The organism is Paraburkholderia acidicola (assembly GCF_002362315.1).
Taxonomy (GTDB): Bacteria; Pseudomonadota; Gammaproteobacteria; order Burkholderiales; family Burkholderiaceae; genus Paraburkholderia; species Paraburkholderia acidicola.
The window spans coordinates 902,950-920,395 of record NZ_MTZV01000002.1; the positions used below are offsets into that span (position 1 = coordinate 902,950).

Genomic DNA, 17,446 nt, shown 5'->3' on the forward strand with positions numbered 1-17,446 from the left:
CTCTTCCGAAACTGCATGAAACTCGACCTGAAGATTCTCAATCCGAAGATGCGCGACCAGTTGCCCCATTACGCGACGACGGGTAGCGCTGGGCTTGATCTGCGCGCGTGCCTCGACGAACCGCTGATACTCGAACCCGGACAAACCGCGCTCGTGCCGACGGGTCTCGCGATCCACGTTGGCGACCCAGGCTACGCCGCATTGATCCTGCCGCGCTCCGGGCTCGGTCACAAGCACGGCATCGTGCTTGGCAATCTCGTCGGGCTGATCGATTCGGATTACCAGGGCGAACTGATGATCTCGACATGGAACCGCGGGCAGACCACCTTCACGCTGAATCCGCTGGAACGGCTCGCGCAACTCGTGATCGTGCCGGTCGTGCAGGCGCAGTTCAATATCGTCGATGACTTCGAGCAGAGCGAGCGTGGTGCGGGTGGTTTTGGTAGCACCGGGAAGCACTGAGGTTCGCTTCACGCACGCGGTGGCGAGCCGGGCAATGAAAAACGGCGTGGGTTTTTAAGCCCACGCCGTTCTTGTTTCAGCCTGCCTGCTTCAGAATCACTCGACCTCGACAGCCTCCGGATTCGGATTGCGCGGCTCCGACTGCTCGTCGAACGTCAGTTGCACCTTGTCGTTCTCGTCGACGTCGACCGTTACACGGCCGCCAGTGACGAGCTTGCCGAACAGCAATTCGTCGGCAAGCGCGCGGCGAATCGTGTCCTGGATCAGGCGCTGCATCGGCCGTGCACCCATCAGCGGATCGAAGCCGTGCTTGGCGAGATGCGCACGCAGCGCGTCGGTGAAGAGCGCGTCGACCTTCTTCTCGTGCAACTGGTCTTCGAGCTGCATCAGGAACTTGTCGACCACGCGCATGATGATTTCTTCATCGAGCGAGCGGAAGCTGATCGTCGCGTCCAGACGGTTGCGGAACTCCGGCGTGAACATGCGCTTGATATCGACCATTTCGTCGCCGGTCTCACGCTTGGTCGTGAAACCGATCGTCGACTTCTGCATCGATTCGGCGCCCGCATTCGTCGTCATGATGATGATGACGTTGCGGAAGTCCGCCTTGCGACCGTTGTTGTCCGTCAGCGTGCCGTGATCCATCACCTGCAGCAGCACGTTGTAGATGTCCGGATGCGCTTTTTCGATTTCGTCGAGCAGCAGCACGCAATGCGGCTTCTTCGTGACGGCTTCGGTCAGCAAACCGCCCTGATCGAAACCGACATAGCCCGGCGGCGCGCCGATCAGTCGGCTCACCGCATGACGTTCCATGTATTCCGACATGTCGAAGCGCAGCAGCTCGATGCCGAGCGTGAACGCGAGTTGCCGCGCCACTTCGGTCTTGCCGACGCCCGTCGGGCCGGAGAACAGGAACGCACCGATCGGCTTGTCCGTCTTGCCGAGGCCCGCGCGCGCCATCTTGATCGCGGCCGACAGCGCATCGATAGCCGGGTCTTGCCCGAACACGACGCTCTTCAGGTCGCGATCGAGCGTTTGCAGCTTGCTGCGATCGTCCTGCGACACGCTTTGCGGCGGCACGCGCGCGATCTTCGAAATGATCTCTTCGATCTCGCCCTTGCCGATCGTCTTCTTCTGCTTCGACTTCGGCAGGATGCGTTGCGCTGCGCCGGCTTCGTCGATCACGTCGATCGCCTTGTCAGGCAGATGACGGTCGGTGATGAAGCGCGCCGACAGTTCAGCCGCTGCCGACAGCGCACCCGACGAATACTTCACGCCGTGATGCTCTTCGAAGCGCGACTTCAGGCCGCGCAGGATCGCCACCGTCTGTTCGACGGTCGGCTCGGCCACGTCGACTTTCTGGAAGCGGCGTGACAGTGCGGCGTCCTTTTCGAAGATGCCACGGTATTCAGTGAAGGTCGTTGCGCCGATGCACTTCAACACACCCGACGACAACGCCGGCTTCAACAGATTGGATGCGTCGAGCGTACCGCCCGATGCGGCACCTGCGCCGATCAACGTATGAATTTCATCGATGAACAGAATGGCGTGCGGGCGCTCCTTCAATTCCTTGAGCACCGTCTTCAGGCGCTGTTCGAAATCGCCGCGATACTTCGTACCGGCGAGCAACGCGCCCATGTCGAGCGAGTACACCTGGGCATCCGCGAGAATGTCCGGCACTTCGCCACGCGTGATGCGATACGCGAGCCCTTCCGCGATCGCCGTCTTGCCGACACCGGCCTCACCGACCAGCAGCGGGTTGTTCTTGCGCCGACGGCACAGCACCTGCACGACGCGCTCGACTTCGGCTTCGCGACCGATCAGCGGATCGATGCGACCGTCCTTCGCCATCTGGTTCAGATTCGCCGTGAACTGCGCGAGCGGCGTTTCCTTCTGCGCGCCGGCCTCGTCGGATTCGGCGTTCGCGTCGCTCGCCTTCGCGGGGTCGGTGCTACTTGTCTTCGCGATGCCATGCGAAATGAAGTTCACGACATCGAGCCGCGTGACGCCCTGCTGTTGCAGGTAGTACACCGCGTGCGAATCCTTTTCTCCGAAGATCGCCACCAGCACGTTCGCGCCGGTCACTTCCTTCTTGCCATTCGAGGTGGACTGCACATGCATGATCGCGCGCTGAATCACGCGCTGGAAACCGAGCGTGGGTTGCGTGTCGACGTCATCCGTGCCAGGCACGGTTGGCGTGTTGTCATGAATGAAGTTGCGCAGGTTCTGCCGCAGATCCTCGATGTTGGCCGCGCATGCGCGCAACACCTCTGCGGCCGTCGGATTGTCCAACAGGGCCAGTAAAAGATGTTCGACCGTTATGAACTCGTGCCGCGCCTGGCGTGCTTCCATGAACGCCATGTGCAGGCTGACTTCCAGTTCCTGGGCAATCATGCTTCCTCCATCACACACTGCAGCGGATGCCCGGCCTGCCGTGCGTGGGTAACGACTTGCTCGACTTTGGTCGACGCGATGTCCCGCGTATAGACCCCACAGACTCCCCTACCTTCGCGATGCACCTTCAACATAATCTGCGTTGCGGTCTCACGATCTTTACTGAAATACTCCTGCACGATCATCACGACAAATTCCATCGGCGTGAAGTCGTCATTCAGCAGCACCACCTTATACATGGATGGCGGTTTCAGCTTTTGTTCCTGCCGCTCCAGTACGGTGCCGTCCTGCTTGTCCGGAATAATCGCCATACACCCATTCTAAACATCTCGGACAGGCCCGCAATCCTGCCAAAACCCCGACCGCCCGGCCGGTGACCATTCCGCCTCGGCCCTGCGGCCGAGTATGTCGGCGCGAGCGTTCCGCGATGAGCCGAATGCGGTGCCGGCCCTCCCGAAAATCGATCTTGCATCAATCAAAACCACCTTTGGATCGAGTATCGCATAACCCGTCCAGACCCGTTGGCCGCACCACACTCACCGCGACCCGCAGAACTGCATGTGAGTCGATTATGCGACTTTTCAAGACACCACGCTCGCGTGAACACATATAAAGAAAAGCCGGAAAAACCCTGAAAATGGGATTCCCGCAACGGCCCTGCGCCTGTCTCAAAATTTTCTTGACACTCGAATTAAGAGCCTCAACAATCAAGCTGGCACTTTTTTCAACCAGCCAAGTTATTCCGAAAAAATGCCGATGGTGAGCTTGTGAGGAGGGGACGGCTGCAACCGCGGTCGTTAAGCTTTTCGAGCGTGCTCGTGGTAGGAACATGAGTTACAGGGGAAGTAGGTATGTCAACTGGTACGGTCAAATGGTTCAATGACGCGAAAGGTTTCGGATTCATTACGCCCGACGAAGGCGGTGAGGATCTGTTTGCACACTTTTCGGCCATCCAGATGAATGGGTTCAAGACCCTCAAGGAAGGTCAGAAGGTGAGCTTTGAGGTCGTGCAAGGCCCCAAAGGCAAGCAGGCATCGAACATCCAGGCTGCCGCCTGAATCTGTTCGATTCCCGTACCCTCGGAAACCCGGCCTCGTGCCGGGTTTCTTCGTTTTGGGGTCCTGCGCGAGCGGACAATGCGCCGCTCAAACGACGCGCAGCGTGCCCATCATGCCCAGATCCTCATGCTCGAGGATGTGGCAATGGAACATGCGCTCGCCCGCCATGTGCTGCACGGTCGCGATGCGCACCGTTTCCTCGGGCTGCACGTTTACGGTGTCGCGCCATGCCCGATAAGGCTCCGGCGTCGTCACGCCACCGCTTTGCCGTTCGATTATCTGAAACTGCGTGCCGTGCAAATGGAACGGATGATCCATGTCGGTGCGGTTTTCGATCGACCAGATTTCCACTTCGTCGCGACGGCTGGTCAGCGTGACGCGCGCCGGGTCGAAGGTCGATCCGTTGATCATGAACGTCATTCCCGCCGGCATGCCGTGCGCGGATGCGCCCGGGCGGTGCATCGCGGACATATCCATCTTTTCGGAAAAGACGACCGATTTTCGTACCGTCGACGCGACGAGTGGTGCGATAACGGCGAGCTTCGCGGGTAGCGCGCGCGGTGCCTGCGCATTTTTTTCTGGCGGCTCGAAACTGACGTCGGCCAGCGCACGGGCGGGATCGGCGGGCAGGCTACTGCCCTCGGACATCGACATCTTGCGGCGGTCGTATACCGCGGCGCTCAGCACCGCCTGCCGCGAGCCCGTCCCGGCGCGAACGATCAGTTCCGCCCGTTCGCCAGGTGCGAGCAACAGTTCGGTCAACCCGTCGCGTGGCGCTTCCAGCAAGCCGCCGTCGGTGCCGACCTGAACGAACGACGCGGCACCCAGCGACAGTTTCAGGTACCGCGCATTGCAGCCGTTCCAGACGCGCCAGCGTTCGTCGTTGGTCACGACGATGCGCGGACGGCGCGCGCCGTTCACCAGCACGAACTGCCCTTCGCGGCCGTTCATCCAGTCCATCATGTCGTTGGGCGGGATCGAGCCGTCGCTCGCGAGCCGCAGATCCGAGAAGAACAGATGACGTTCCGGCCACGCCGCGAGCGGATCGGCGGCCGCACGCACGACGATCGGGCCGGCCAGCCCGCGAAACACTTGTTCCGCCGACATCATGTGCGGATGCGGGTGATACCAGTACGTGCCGGCACTGCCCACCGGCAGCGTGAAACGATAAACGCGGGTTGCGCCCGGCGCGACGGGATCGGCGGGATTGCCGTCCTGGTCGGGTGGCACCGGCAGACCGTGCCAGTGAATAGTTGAAGGTTGAGCGAGCTTGTTGACGAAACGGATCTCGACGGTATCGCCTTCGCGTACGTCGATCAGCGGTCCGATCACCGGGCCCTGCGACGCATTGTCCTTCAGTAACCCACCGCCGCTCATCGCGTCGTATTGCCAGAAAGTGGTCGGCTTGCCCGCCAGCATCTCGCGCTGCACCGGATGCGCCACCAGCGTTGCGCGAAACATGCCGGGCTCGCGGCTCTCGTTAGCGAGCACGCGCAATGCGGCGAGCGGGCGGCCGGCTGGCAGCGCGTCCGCGGGAGCGAGTGACGCAGTTGCGTGGGTCGCCGCGCCCGAATGCGGCGACATGCCGGGCATGCTCCCCATCCCTTCCATGCCCTTCATATCCTGCATGCCGGACATATCGTGCGTGTCATGCGCGGCGTTCTGCGCGAGCGCACCGCGCGCCACCAGCGTCGCCACGGCCGCGCTCAACGTGCGAACCAGAAATTCTCTGCGGATCATCGATTGATTCCTCGTTACTCGCGCGCGGCGACAGCGTGTTCGGTTGCTTCGCGCGCATTCGTTATCAGGGTCGGCGGCATGAATGCCTGCCTGACCAGCGTATTCGAAGGAGACATTGTGCCGCTCGCTCCGCGTAAAGACCGGGCGATGCGACCAACGATCAGGCGATCGGCGGCCGCAGCAGCGGCGCGTAGGAGACGCCGACGCGATGAGGATCGGCAAGCGGAAGCGGCAATGTAGCGGTGGACGTCCACGGCTCGAAACGCAGCGCAGCGAAGAGTGCGCCGCAGTGCGCACCGCACATCGTCATGCAGCATGGTCCGTGACCGTCTGCGCAATGCATGCCGGCACAGTGCACCGCTTCGTCGGAAACAACCTGCGAATGTTCGACACCTGCAAGGCTATGTGCGACGACATGATCGCCTCTGGCAATCGACACGTGCGCCGACGCACCCTGCATGAACAGCAGGACAGTGCACAGCACGATGAAGACACGCGACGATAAAGACATGCGAGGAAGCAGACAGAAGTGTTCGGGAATCATACCGCACCGCGCCTCGACGCACCGCCACGCACGCTTCACGTCCAACACGGTTGTAGAACAAGAAACACTCTCAACATGCTTGTAGCCCCGAACGCAATCAGTACCCCGATACAAAATCTCACACTTTCTTCCGCGCCATATTCCATCTGCCTCTCCATCGACCCGATAGAGAAACGAAAGCCCCGCTTCATCAAACGTTTGCATTGCGCATGCAGATTGCGACCCCAGGTATGAGCAGTCCAATCCAGAACGATGAGGTCAACGATGAAGAAAATCAGGTGGTGGTCTGGAGTCAGTGCAGTAGTCGGTGCGAGCGCTCTGACGTTCGTCAGTATGGCCGCGACAGCGCAGGATCATGGTCGCGGTAGTGACGTAAAGCATGTATTGCTGATCAGCGTGGACGGTCTTCACGAGCAGGATGTCGCGCGTTGTGTCGCAGCGAATACCTGTCCGAATCTCGCGTTGCTTGCCAAAGCGGGGGTGACGTACACCAATGCCTATACGCCGGGTCTGTCGGATTCGTTCCCCGGTCTCGCCGCGCTGTTGACGGGTGGCTCACCAAAGAGCGCGGGGTTGTTCTACGACGTCACGTATGACCGTACGTTCTACGCGCCTTCGGATACAACGTGCTCGGGCAAGCAGGGCTGGAATGTCGTGTTCGATGAAACAACGGGTATCGATGCCGAAAACGGCGGTCCGCTGATTCACCTCGACGGTGGTGGCGCATTCAATCCTCAGGCCATCCCGCATGCGTTGATCAACGGTCGCTGCACGCCGGTCTATCCGCACAACTACGTGAAGACGAACACGATCTTCGAAGTCGTCAAGGAGCACATTCACGGGTCGCGCACCGCGTGGGCCGACAAGCATGCATGGGGTTATGACTGGGTGAACGGTCCGTCGGGTCGCGGCGTCGACGATCTCGCTCGCACCGAGATCAACTCGATCGACCCCGCTACGAACACGAACTACCTGGACAGCTATACGCACACCGAGAAGTTCGATAACTATCACGTGCAGGTGCTGATCAACGAGATCGACGGCAAGGATTCGACCGGCGCGAGTAGCGCGACCATTCCGACGTTGTTCGGTACGAACTTCCAGACGCTGAGTGTCGCGGAGAAAGCGACGGTGGCCTCGGGCGGCGGATACCTCGATGCGGACTTCACACCGGGCACCGAAGTGGCTGGCGCGATTGGTTACGTCGACGAAGCGCTTGGTCGGATCGTGTCGGAACTCAAGCAGCGCAACCTGTATAACTCGACGGTCGTTATCGTGACGGCGAAGCATGGTCAGTCGCCGACCGATCATACGAAGCTCGTGAAGAACGGCGACACGCTGACGAAGCTGCTCGAGGCAAACAACTATCTAGATCCGAACGGCAACTTCGGCCAGAACAACACGAAGACCGGCAATCTGAACGACGGCTCGGGTCTCGTCAACACCGGCTTCGTGCAGACCGATGACGTCGGCCTCATCTGGTTGCGCGATCAGAGCCAGTTGAATGCGGTGGTCACGTCGCTGAAGGGCAACCTCGGATGCAACGCGCCAGGCATCTGCGCAGATGGGCCGCAGGCTTATATCCTGACCGGCGCGCGTCTGTCCAAGTGGTTCGGCGATCCTGCGCAAGGCCGTACGCCTGACATCATCGTGCAACCGAATCCCGGCGTCATCTACACGTCGAGCAAGTCGAAGGATGAAGAGCACGGCGGCAACGCACCGGACGACAGCCACCTCGCGCTCGTCGTATCGTTCGCGCGATTCCACGGCGGTCGCATCGAGAAAGGTCGGGTTCAGACCACTCAGGTCGCGCCGACCATCGTGCAGTTGCTGGGCCTCGAACCGACGCTGTTGAATGCGGTTGTAGCGGAAGGTACGCAGGTCTTGCCGGGGCTGGGCGTCGCGCATTGAAGAAGCGGGACATTCTGCTCAGGGGCGGAGTAAAACCAGCTGTCTCCGAACTGAAAAACAAAAACCCCGGCAGCACATCGTGCTTGCCGGGGTTCGCCGGATCACTCCGGATCAAGCCAACCGCGCTTACATATTTTCGATCAGCACCTGACCAAAGCCCGAGCACGACACCTGCGTCGCGCCTTCCATCAAACGCGCGAAGTCATACGTCACGCGCTTTTGCAGGATCGACTTTTCCATCGACTTGATGATGACGTCGGCCGCTTCGGTCCAGCCGAGGTGACGCAGCATCATTTCTGCCGAGAGAATTTCCGAACCCGGGTTCACGTAGTCCTTGCCCGCGTACTTCGGCGCCGTGCCGTGCGTCGCTTCGAACATCGCCACCGAATCCGACAGGTTCGCACCCGGCGCAATACCGATACCGCCAACCTGCGCAGCCAGGGCGTCCGAGATGTAGTCGCCGTTCAGGTTCAGCGTAGCGATCACGTCGTATTCGGCCGGACGCAGCAGGATCTGCTGCAGGAACGCGTCGGCGATCACGTCCTTCACGACGATATCGCTGCCCGTCTTCGGGTTCTTGATCTTCATCCACGGGCCGCCGTCGATCAGCTCCGCACCGAATTCCTTCTGTGCCAGCTCATAGCCGTAGTCACGGAACGCACCTTCCGTGAACTTCATGATGTTGCCCTTGTGGACCAGCGTCACCGAACGACGATCGTTATCGATCGCGTACTGCAGCGCCTTGCGCACGAGACGTTCGGTCCCTTCGCGCGACACCGGCTTCACGCCGATCGCCGACGTTTCCGGGAAACGGATCTTCTTCACGCCCATTTCTTCGCGGAAGAACTTGATGACCTTCTTCGCCTGTTCCGACTCTGCCTGCCATTCGATACCGGCGTAGATGTCTTCCGAGTTCTCGCGGAAGATCACCATGTTGGTCTTTTCCGGCTCACGCACCGGCGAAGGCACACCCTTGAAGTACTGCACCGGGCGCAGGCAGACATACAGGTCGAGTTCCTGGCGCAGCGCCACGTTCAGCGAACGGATGCCGCCGCCCACCGGGGTCGTCAGCGGACCCTTGATCGACACGACATATTCCTTCACCACGTCGAGCGTTTCTTCCGGCAGCCACACGTCCGGGCCGTACACCTTGGTCGCTTTCTCGCCGGCGAAGACTTCCATCCAGTGGATCTTCTTCTTGCCTGCGTAGGCTTTTTCGACCGCCGCATCGACGACCTTGATCATCACCGGCGTGATGTCCTGGCCGGTACCGTCACCTTCGATGAACGGAATGATCGGCTGGTCGGAAACGTTGAGCGAGTAATCCGCGTTGACAGTGATCTTGTCACCGCCGGTCGGAACCTTGATGTGCTGATACGGCATGATCGACTCCAGTGATGGCTGTGCTGATGAAAGCTCTGTGGGGAAATGCAGACGATGGACTGCGGAACCGGGCGCTTCTCGCTGCGCGCAATGCCGGGCGCCAACAAGCGGCCAGGCCGCTATTCTAGCCCACAGGTGCACATGCGCGCCCGCTGCAGACCATGACAATTCCCGCACGCGATGCCGCGCATGCAACACCGGTTCGCCTAGGTCTTATATAAGACAAAAGACCTGCCATTTCGTATTATGCATTAATATCCCGCCATTTGCCACAGAACCCGCGCTGCGCGGGCGTCCTGCGGTACTCCATCTGCCGGATTCACGCATGCGCCTCATCGCTCTCAACAAGCCCTTCGGGACGATCTGCCAGTTTTCTCCGCACGAAACGCGGGCGTCGCTGGCGGACTGGATCACGCTGCCCGGCGTTTATCCCGCCGGCAGGCTCGACTCGGACAGCGAAGGTCTGCTGCTGCTCACCGACGACGGCGCGTTGCAGGCCCGTATCGCCGAGCCGCGGCACAAGCTGGTCAAGCGCTACTGGGCTCAGGTGGACGGCATACCCGACACCGCAGCGCTGGCAGCGCTCGCAGGCGGCGTCGATCTCGGCGATTACGTGACACGCCCCTGCCAGGCGCAGCTCATCGAGCCACCAGCCACATTGTGGACACGCACGCCGCCGATCCGTTATCGCGCGGCCATCCCGACCAGCTGGATCGAACTGTCGATCACCGAAGGCAAGAACCGCCAGGTCCGCCGCATGACGGCCGCTGTCGGCTTCCCTACCCTGCGGCTCGTACGCGTCGGCATCGGCGCACTCGATATTTTTTCGCTCGGCCTGCAACCCGGCGAAAGTATCGACCTGCCGCCGCGCGCGCCATGGGACGGCATCACGCGATAAAGCCCGCGGGCACCTTGCAAACCCTCGCAAAGGCATCGAACGGTTTGCCGACTCACGCTAACTCGTTGTGCCAGCACGCATTTCTGTTTTCCGAAACAATAAATCCCGCACGTACTGCCCCACACACAAGCGCACGAATCCACCGCGAATAAGCAATCCCGAAATTCCACGAAAGTTTTTCGTCAACCGCGTAGAGAACTCACGCGTTATTCGACGCAGATGCCGTCCGAAGCTATCCGGCATTCAGCCTTAAGGGCCTTTGCACACGCCGCTCCAACGGTGAGTACAGATGGTTCGAGCGCTCGCAGTGCCCGTCGACGAAATTCTTCGATGGGTCTGTCAACCGAAAGGTGGATGGCACGTTTACCGGCATGACTCCAAGAACCGGGTCATCTGGTCAATTAACCGCAACTCATGCTGAGGATTTACAAAATGAACAAACTGATCGCTGCTCTGGTCGCTGGCCTGTTCGCAACGGCTGCTTTCGCACAAGCTTCGGCTCCGGTCGCTCCGGCTGCTGCTCCGGCTGAAGCTGCTTCGGCACCGGCAAAGAAGGCTGTTAAGAAGCACGCAGCCAAGAAGCACCACGCCAAGAAGGCAGCTTCGGAAGCCGAAGCTCCGGCAGCAGCTTCGAACTAAGCTGGTTGTAAAAACGCAGTCAAGAACTAGCAGTATTGCCGTTCTTACGGCGTTGAAAGGCAGATTGCTGAAAGGCGATCTGCCTTTTTGTTTTTGCCGCGCTCGCGTAACATGCGCGGGTTATTTTCCAGCAAGGAGTGTTGCCGTGCGATTTCCCCTGCGCCTGTCGATTGCGCGTCTTGCGATTGCGATCGCGCTGCCGCTCGCTGCCTTGTCGTCGGTCTGGTTCGCCGTTCCCGGTGTGAATAGCGCGCATGCGCAGCAGATGCCTGCGGGTGCCAAACAGCCCGGCGATTTTCCGCGCGCGAAGCTCACGGCCGGCATGTTCGTGATCGACGCCGCAGTCGCGGCCAACGATGCGGATCGCGAACAAGGCTTGATGTACCGGTCGCAGCTCGCACCGAACGAAGGCATGCTCTTCGTCTTCAACGAGAATGCGGTGCACTGCTTCTGGATGAAGAACACGTTGATCCCGCTGTCGATTGCCTTCATGCGCGCCGACGGTACGGTCACCGACATCGACGAGATGCAGGCCGAAACAACCGACAACCACTGCCCGAGAAACAACGGGGTCTATGCGCTTGAAATGAGCAAGGGCTGGTTTGCCTCGAAAGGCATCACGCCCGGCACGAAGATTCAGGGGCTGCCCGCTCCGCAATGAGGTTCGGGCGAGTTGCTCGCCCCGCCTTCGTTGAGAAATGGTCAAGCCGGCGCGCCACGAGGCGCGCCGGCTTTTTACATGGCGTGTCGGCAGTCACGCCCCGATCCTGACGGCAACGCCAGGCCGCCACGGGGAAGATTCCTGCAAAAGCCTGACACAGGCGCTATGCTTGTAGTCTTTACACCGTAGTAGCACCGCAATCGCCCGGGTAGCGTAAGCTGCCCTCGACGCCTTTTTCACCGGCGCGCCCCAATCCAAGGAGATTCACGTGCCCCGCAAGACTCCCATCGAGCGTTACCGGAACATCGGTATCAGCGCTCACATCGATGCCGGCAAAACCACCACCACCGAACGCATCCTGTTCTACACCGGCGTGACTCACAAGATCGGCGAGGTTCACGACGGTGCGGCGACGATGGACTGGATGGAGCAGGAGCAGGAGCGCGGCATCACGATTACGTCGGCTGCCACGACTGCATTCTGGAAAGGCATGGCCGGCAATTATCCGGAACACCGGATCAACATCATCGACACCCCGGGCCACGTCGACTTCACGATTGAAGTGGAACGTTCGATGCGCGTGCTCGACGGCGCGTGCATGGTCTATGACTCGGTCGGCGGCGTGCAGCCGCAGTCCGAAACCGTGTGGCGTCAGGCGAACAAGTACAAGGTGCCGCGCATCGCGTTCGTCAACAAGATGGACCGCGTCGGCGCCGATTTCTTCCGCGTGCAGCGGCAGATCACCGAGCGCCTGAAGGGCACCGCCGTACCGATCCAGATTCCGGTCGGCGCGGAAGATCACTTCCAGGGCGTGGTCGACCTCGTCAAGATGAAGGCGATCGTGTGGGACGAAGAGAACCAGGGCATCAAGTTCGAGTACATCGACATCCCGGCCGAACTCGTCGACACCGCCAACGAATGGCGTGAAAAGATGGTCGAGGCCGCTGCCGAAGCCAACGAGGAACTGCTCGACAAATACCTGCACGGCCATACGCTGACCGAAGAAGAAATCAAGTTCGGCCTGCGTACCCGCACCATCAAGAACGAGATCGTGCCGATGCTGTGCGGCAGCGCGTTCAAGAACAAGGGCGTGCAGGCGATGCTCGATGCGGTGATCGACTATCTGCCGTCGCCGGTCGACGTGCCCGCCATCATGGGTCACGACGAAGACGACAACGAAGCGGAGCGTCATCCGAAAGATGACGAACCGTTCTCCGCGCTCGCGTTCAAGATCATGACGGACCCGTTCGTCGGCCAGCTGATTTTCTTCCGCGTGTACTCGGGTGTCGTGAATTCGGGTGACACCGTCTACAACGCGATCAAGGAAAAGAAGGAACGCCTCGGCCGGATCCTGCAGATGCACGCGAACGAGCGCAAGGAAATCAAGGAAGTGTATGCGGGCGACATCGCCGCCGCCGTGGGCCTGAAAGACGCGACCACCGGCGACACGTTGTGCGATCCGAACCACGTGATCATCCTCGAAAGGATGATCTTCCCCGAGCCGGTCATTTCGCAGGCGGTCGAGCCGAAGACAAAGGTCGACCAGGAAAAGATGGGTATCGCGCTGAACCGTCTGGCTCAGGAAGACCCGTCGTTCCGCGTCGCAACGGATGAAGAGTCTGGCCAGACCATCATCTCCGGGATGGGCGAGCTGCACCTCGAAATTCTCGTCGACCGGATGAAGCGCGAGTTCGGCGTTGAAGCCACCGTCGGCAAACCGCAGGTCGCTTACCGCGAAACGATCCGCACCTCGGTCGAAGACGTCGAAGGCAAGTTCGTCAAGCAGTCGGGAGGACGCGGTCAGTACGGCCACGTGGTGCTCAAGCTCGAACCGCAGAAGCCAGGCGGCGGCTACGAATTCGTCGATGCGATCAAGGGCGGTGTCGTGCCGCGCGAATATATTCCGGCCGTCGACAAGGGGATCCAGGAGACGCTGAAGTCCGGCGTGCTCGCGGGTTATCCGGTCGTCGATGTGAAGGCGACGCTGACCTTCGGTTCGTACCACGACGTCGACTCGAACGAAAACGCGTTCCGCATGGCTGGATCGATGGCATTCAAGGAAGGTATGCGCCGCGCGAAGCCGGTGCTGCTCGAACCGATGATGGCCGTCGAAGTCGAAACGCCGGAAGACTTCATGGGCAACGTGATGGGCGACCTGTCGGGACGGCGCGGTATCGTCCAGGGCATGGAAGACATCGCGGGTGGCGGCGGCAAGCTCGTGCGCGCCGAAGTACCGCTCGCGGAAATGTTCGGCTACTCGACGTCGCTGCGCTCGCTCACGCAAGGGCGCGCTACCTATACGATGGAGTTCAAGCACTACGCGGAAACGCCCACTAACGTGGCGGAAGCGATCGTCAACACGAAGCAGCGGTAAATCACATATCGTTGTTAGTTGGGAAGAAGCCCGTTCTGGAATGAATGGGCTTTTTTCTTTTTGGGCTCCTGGTTCGTGCGTAGGTCGACGTTGCGGGAGCAACGAGCGCAGCAGGAAACATCGGTTGTTCAATTTTGGCCGGGCAGAATACGGCGTAAACCACGGCAGTCCGCGCGACGCTGGAAAGACGATGGAGAGATGCAGATGAGCCACCACCACGATGACCCGCATAGCCACGATAGCCACGACGATCACTCCGCACCGACGCCGAACTGGCGCGACAACGGCGTCAAGGTCATTCGCGGCGATCAGCTCGACACGAATACCGCGCAGACACCGGGCATGAACCGCGCGGCTGCGATCAACGCCGCTCGCGTAGGCGCACAAAAAATCTGGGCTGGCACAGTGACGATTCATCCGAATGCGAAGACCGGTGCGCATCATCACGGCGCGCTCGAGAGCGTGATCTATGTCGTACGCGGCCATGCGCGGATGCGCTGGGGCGAACAGCTCGAGTTCACCGCCGAAGCCGAGCCTGGTGACTTCATCTTCGTTCCGCCGTTCGTGCCGCATCAGGAGATCAATGCGAGCACCGACGACCCGCTCGAGTGTGTGCTCGTGCGCAGCGACAACGAAGCGGTCGTCGTCAATCTGAACATCGATGCCGTCGAAACGCCGCAGACCGTGCACTGGGTCGATCCGATCCACAAGCACCCGCACGAACACTGAGACGCGCCGCTTCGACCCACCCACCTTCATCTTCATCGTTCAACCTTCATGACGCCGACCGCCAGCCTGCGCCCTCGCCTCTTCATGCTCTACGCGGCGCTGATCGCCGCCAATCTGGCGGCGTGGGCATGGGCGCTGATCGCGTTTCGCCATTACCCGCTGCTGCTCGGTACTGCGCTGCTCGCGTACGGCTTCGGCCTGCGTCATGCGGTCGACGCGGATCACATCGCAGCCATCGACGCCGTCACGCGCAAGCTGATGCAAACCGGCAAGCGACCGCTCGGTGTCGGCCTCGCCTTCTCGCTGGGCCACTCGACGATCGTTGTCGCCGCAACCGTCGGCATCGCGTTGACCGCACTCAAACTGCACAGCAGCTTCGATACGTTCAAGGAGATCGGTGGGACGATCGGCACGCTCGTGTCGGCTTCGTTTTTGCTGGTGCTCGCTGGTGTAAACCTCGTGATCCTGCGCGACGTGTGGCGGCGCTATCGCAACGTGCAAAACGGTAGCGAGCCCGCTGACGAACCTGCGTCGAATGTCGCTGCGCCCGCCGGTCTGTTGTCGCGCGCACTACGTCCATTGTTCCGCCTCGTTACGAAAAGCTGGCACATGTACCCGGTCGGCGTGCTGTTCGGCCTCGGCTTCGACACGGCAACGGAAATCGGTTTGCTCGCCATCGCCGCCGCCGAAGCCGGCAAGGGCATGCCGCTCTACTCGATCCTCGTGTTCCCCGCGCTCTTCACCGCGGGCATGACGCTCGTCGATTCCACCGACAACGTCCTGATGGTTCACGCGTACGGTTGGGCAATGGACGACCCGAAGCGCAAGCTCTACTACAACGCGAGCATCACGTTCGTGTCGGCGCTGGTGGCGATCGTAATCGGCGGCATCGAGGCGCTGGGGCTGCTGTCCGACAAGCTCGGTTTCAGCGGCGGCGTGTGGGACGCGATCGGTGCGGCCAACGATCAGTTCGGCCCGCTCGGGTACGGCATCGTCGCGCTCTTCACCGCGTGCTGGATCGGTTCGATATTGTTCCATCGGTGGCGCAAACCTGCGTTGCCTGGGCGCTGAAAAACGCGAGGCCGGTGCCGGCGGCCGTCCTCAACCTGCTGGCCGACCTGCAGCGCGAACGCGACGTGAACAACGTATTCATCTCGCACGATCGGCATGTCGCGCGTTATCGGGCTGTGTGTTCCCTACGCGCTATCTGCGCAAGCCCGGCGAGATCTGCAAGCGGCAGGACCCGCCCCTCCTCGATGCCGGCGCAGCCCACCACATCCGCTGTCATATCCCGCTCGTCGACCTTCGCGCCCGGCAGGGCGACGCGCATCGCCAGGCCTGACAGCGTGGCTCTCCGCGCGTTTCAGGTTCGAAACATTTTCTACTGATTTATCGCTGCCACCGTCGCGGTGGCTTCGTCGCTGCCATGTACGGCGCGGCTTCCCGGTCAATGGCATGGTTATCGCTAAGTAACCCGCAGGCATCCGGTTCACGCAGGACGGACATCACGACGGCGAGCAAGCTGCCATCCACCGCCCGCGCGAACCTCGCGCTATGGACGATCGCGCCATCGTGCGTATCCGTTCGTGCGCACGTTGCGGCATGCACGCCGGACGCCTGGCCACGGATAAACCGCGCAGCATGGCTGCGCGCTGTCCGGCCTGCTTCGCGTGCACAACAGGATGGAGATGACGTCGACGAGGAACGTCGTCTCGCAGGGAGAGCAGTGATGAAAACTACAACGTTAAATCAGTATTACTACGTGATGCTGCGGGGTACGGCGCTTCTGGCTGCCGGTACGGGAATGCTGCTGGCCGCACATACGGCGCACGGAGCGCCCGCCGATGACGTGCTGCCGAAGTGGATCGTCGCAGCCGATGCACCACTTCCCGCGAGCGGCGCAGCGCCGGTTGCGCTGCTGGCGCAGGACACCTCGTCCGCGACAGCGACAGCGGCGGCTGCCAGCGCTTCGAGCGCCGCCGACGATGCCTCGCTTGTCTTCCTCGTGAGGACCTGTACCGGCGACGCCGGTCATTGCATGCCGAATCGCAGCGGCGGCTCGGGCAACTCGGGTAACTCGGGTAACTCAGGCGGCTCCGGCGGTAGTGGTGGCGGCAGCAGCGGCTCGGGTGGCAAGGGCGGCGGTAGCGGCAGTAGCGGTGGTGGTAGCAGTGGTGGTGGTAGTAGCGGCGGTGGTGGCGGTGGCGGTGGCAGTGGCAGTGGCGGTGGCGGTGGCGGTGGCGGTGGCGGTGGCGGTGGCGGTGGCGGTGGCGGTGGCGGCGGCGGCGGTGGTGGCGGCGGTGGCGGCGGTGGCGGCGGTGGCGGCGGTGGCGGCACTGGCGGGTGCGGTTGCGGCGGCGGCGGTCCCAGCGGCGGCCCCAGTGGTGGTCCCAGCGGCGGTCCCTCCGGAGGTTTCGGTGGCGGCTTCGGTGGTGGAATGGGCGGTATGGGTGGCGGCTTCGGTGCAGGTTCGGGCAAAGGTGGCTTCGGCGGAGGCTACGGCGGCGGATCTGGCGCGGGAGGCGGCGGCAAAGGTGGTGGCAACGGACATTAGATCCGTGCGACGGCGCCCCCGCGCCGCGCCCCACGATGCAGTCCCTCGACAGGCCGCATCCCCCCGGCCAGCATCGGCGGCGACGTTTCGATCCCCCGG

15 protein-coding genes and 1 pseudogene are annotated in these 17,446 nt (G+C 61.5%); 11 read left to right on the forward strand and 5 right to left on the reverse strand.

Going from position 1 to position 17,446, the window contains the following annotated elements; all coding sequences use genetic code 11:
* The first annotated feature begins 15 nt into the window (after positions 1–15).
* The gene (gene dut, locus BWP39_RS06105; RefSeq protein WP_096717816.1) at positions 16–462 is read left to right on the forward strand and encodes a dUTP diphosphatase; all 447 of its coding nucleotides are present in this window, start codon (positions 16–18) and stop codon (positions 460–462) included.
* 96 nt (positions 463–558) lie between these two features.
* Here the strand turns inward: dut and clpA are convergent, their stop codons facing one another.
* Positions 559–2,856, reverse strand: coding sequence for an ATP-dependent Clp protease ATP-binding subunit ClpA (gene clpA, locus BWP39_RS06110; RefSeq protein WP_096717818.1), 2,298 nt, complete (start codon positions 2,854–2,856; stop codon positions 559–561).
* Complete coding sequence (gene clpS / locus BWP39_RS06115) at positions 2,853–3,167, reverse strand: ATP-dependent Clp protease adapter ClpS (RefSeq protein ID WP_091011244.1); 315 nt, start codon at positions 3,165–3,167, stop codon at positions 2,853–2,855. Before clpS ends, clpA begins: the two co-directional genes overlap by 4 nt.
* A 540-nt stretch (positions 3,168–3,707) precedes the next feature.
* On the opposite strand from clpS, the gene cspD reads away from it, so the two are divergent.
* Positions 3,708–3,914 (forward strand): cold shock domain-containing protein CspD, encoded by a 207-nt coding sequence (cspD, locus tag BWP39_RS06120; RefSeq protein WP_091011243.1) that lies wholly within the window; start codon positions 3,708–3,710, stop codon positions 3,912–3,914.
* A gap of 87 nt (positions 3,915–4,001) precedes the next feature.
* Here cspD and BWP39_RS06125 read toward each other — a convergent pair whose 3' ends face one another.
* Both BWP39_RS06125 and BWP39_RS06130 read right to left on the reverse strand, forming a co-directional pair.
* A complete protein-coding gene (locus BWP39_RS06125) occupies positions 4,002–5,654 on the reverse strand; it encodes a multicopper oxidase family protein (protein ID WP_096717820.1) in 1,653 nt (550 codons plus the stop codon).
* A 160-nt stretch (positions 5,655–5,814) separates the two neighbouring features.
* Entirely contained in the window at positions 5,815–6,165 is a 351-nt protein-coding gene (locus tag BWP39_RS06130) for a hypothetical protein (RefSeq protein WP_096717822.1), read from the reverse strand.
* A gap of 297 nt (positions 6,166–6,462) precedes the next feature.
* Here BWP39_RS06130 and BWP39_RS06135 point away from each other — a divergent pair, with 297 nt between their 5' ends.
* Positions 6,463–8,109: an alkaline phosphatase family protein gene (locus BWP39_RS06135; RefSeq protein ID WP_170043836.1), complete on the forward strand. Its 1,647-nt coding sequence runs from the start codon at positions 6,463–6,465 to the stop codon at positions 8,107–8,109.
* Between the two features lie 126 nt (positions 8,110–8,235).
* Here BWP39_RS06135 and icd read toward each other — a convergent pair whose 3' ends face one another.
* Positions 8,236–9,492 carry an NADP-dependent isocitrate dehydrogenase gene (gene icd, locus BWP39_RS06140; RefSeq protein ID WP_091011238.1) on the reverse strand — a complete coding sequence of 419 codons (1,257 nt, stop codon included), beginning with the start codon at positions 9,490–9,492 and terminating at the stop codon, positions 8,236–8,238.
* A 325-nt stretch (positions 9,493–9,817) separates the two neighbouring features.
* On the opposite strand from icd, the gene BWP39_RS06145 reads away from it, so the two are divergent.
* From BWP39_RS06145 to BWP39_RS32055, 8 genes and pseudogenes are all read left to right on the forward strand, one after another.
* Entirely contained in the window at positions 9,818–10,390 is a 573-nt protein-coding gene (locus tag BWP39_RS06145; RefSeq protein WP_170043837.1) for a pseudouridine synthase, read from the forward strand.
* A 432-nt stretch (positions 10,391–10,822) separates the two neighbouring features.
* Positions 10,823–11,029, forward strand: coding sequence for a hypothetical protein (locus BWP39_RS06150; RefSeq protein ID WP_091011237.1), 207 nt, complete (start codon positions 10,823–10,825; stop codon positions 11,027–11,029).
* A gap of 145 nt (positions 11,030–11,174) precedes the next feature.
* Positions 11,175–11,690, forward strand: a complete 516-nt coding sequence (locus BWP39_RS06155; protein ID WP_096717826.1) for a DUF192 domain-containing protein — start codon at positions 11,175–11,177, stop codon at positions 11,688–11,690.
* Positions 11,691–11,958: 268 nt separating this feature from the next.
* Positions 11,959–14,064, forward strand: a complete 2,106-nt coding sequence (fusA, locus tag BWP39_RS06160; RefSeq protein ID WP_091011235.1) for an elongation factor G — start codon at positions 11,959–11,961, stop codon at positions 14,062–14,064.
* Between the two features lie 204 nt (positions 14,065–14,268).
* Positions 14,269–14,793, forward strand: coding sequence for a cupin domain-containing protein (locus tag BWP39_RS06165; RefSeq protein ID WP_096718593.1), 525 nt, complete (start codon positions 14,269–14,271; stop codon positions 14,791–14,793).
* A gap of 48 nt (positions 14,794–14,841) precedes the next feature.
* Positions 14,842–15,864: a HoxN/HupN/NixA family nickel/cobalt transporter gene (locus tag BWP39_RS06170; RefSeq protein ID WP_096717828.1), complete on the forward strand. Its 1,023-nt coding sequence runs from the start codon at positions 14,842–14,844 to the stop codon at positions 15,862–15,864.
* Positions 15,865–15,878: 14 nt separating this feature from the next.
* Positions 15,879–16,135, forward strand: a pseudogene (locus tag BWP39_RS32260) (ABC transporter ATP-binding protein); the annotation flags it as partial.
* 387 nt (positions 16,136–16,522) lie between these two features.
* On the forward strand, positions 16,523–17,347 hold the full coding sequence (locus BWP39_RS32055; protein WP_157915126.1) for a hypothetical protein: 825 nt from the start codon (positions 16,523–16,525) through the stop codon (positions 17,345–17,347).
* The last annotated feature ends 99 nt before the right edge of the window (positions 17,348–17,446 follow it).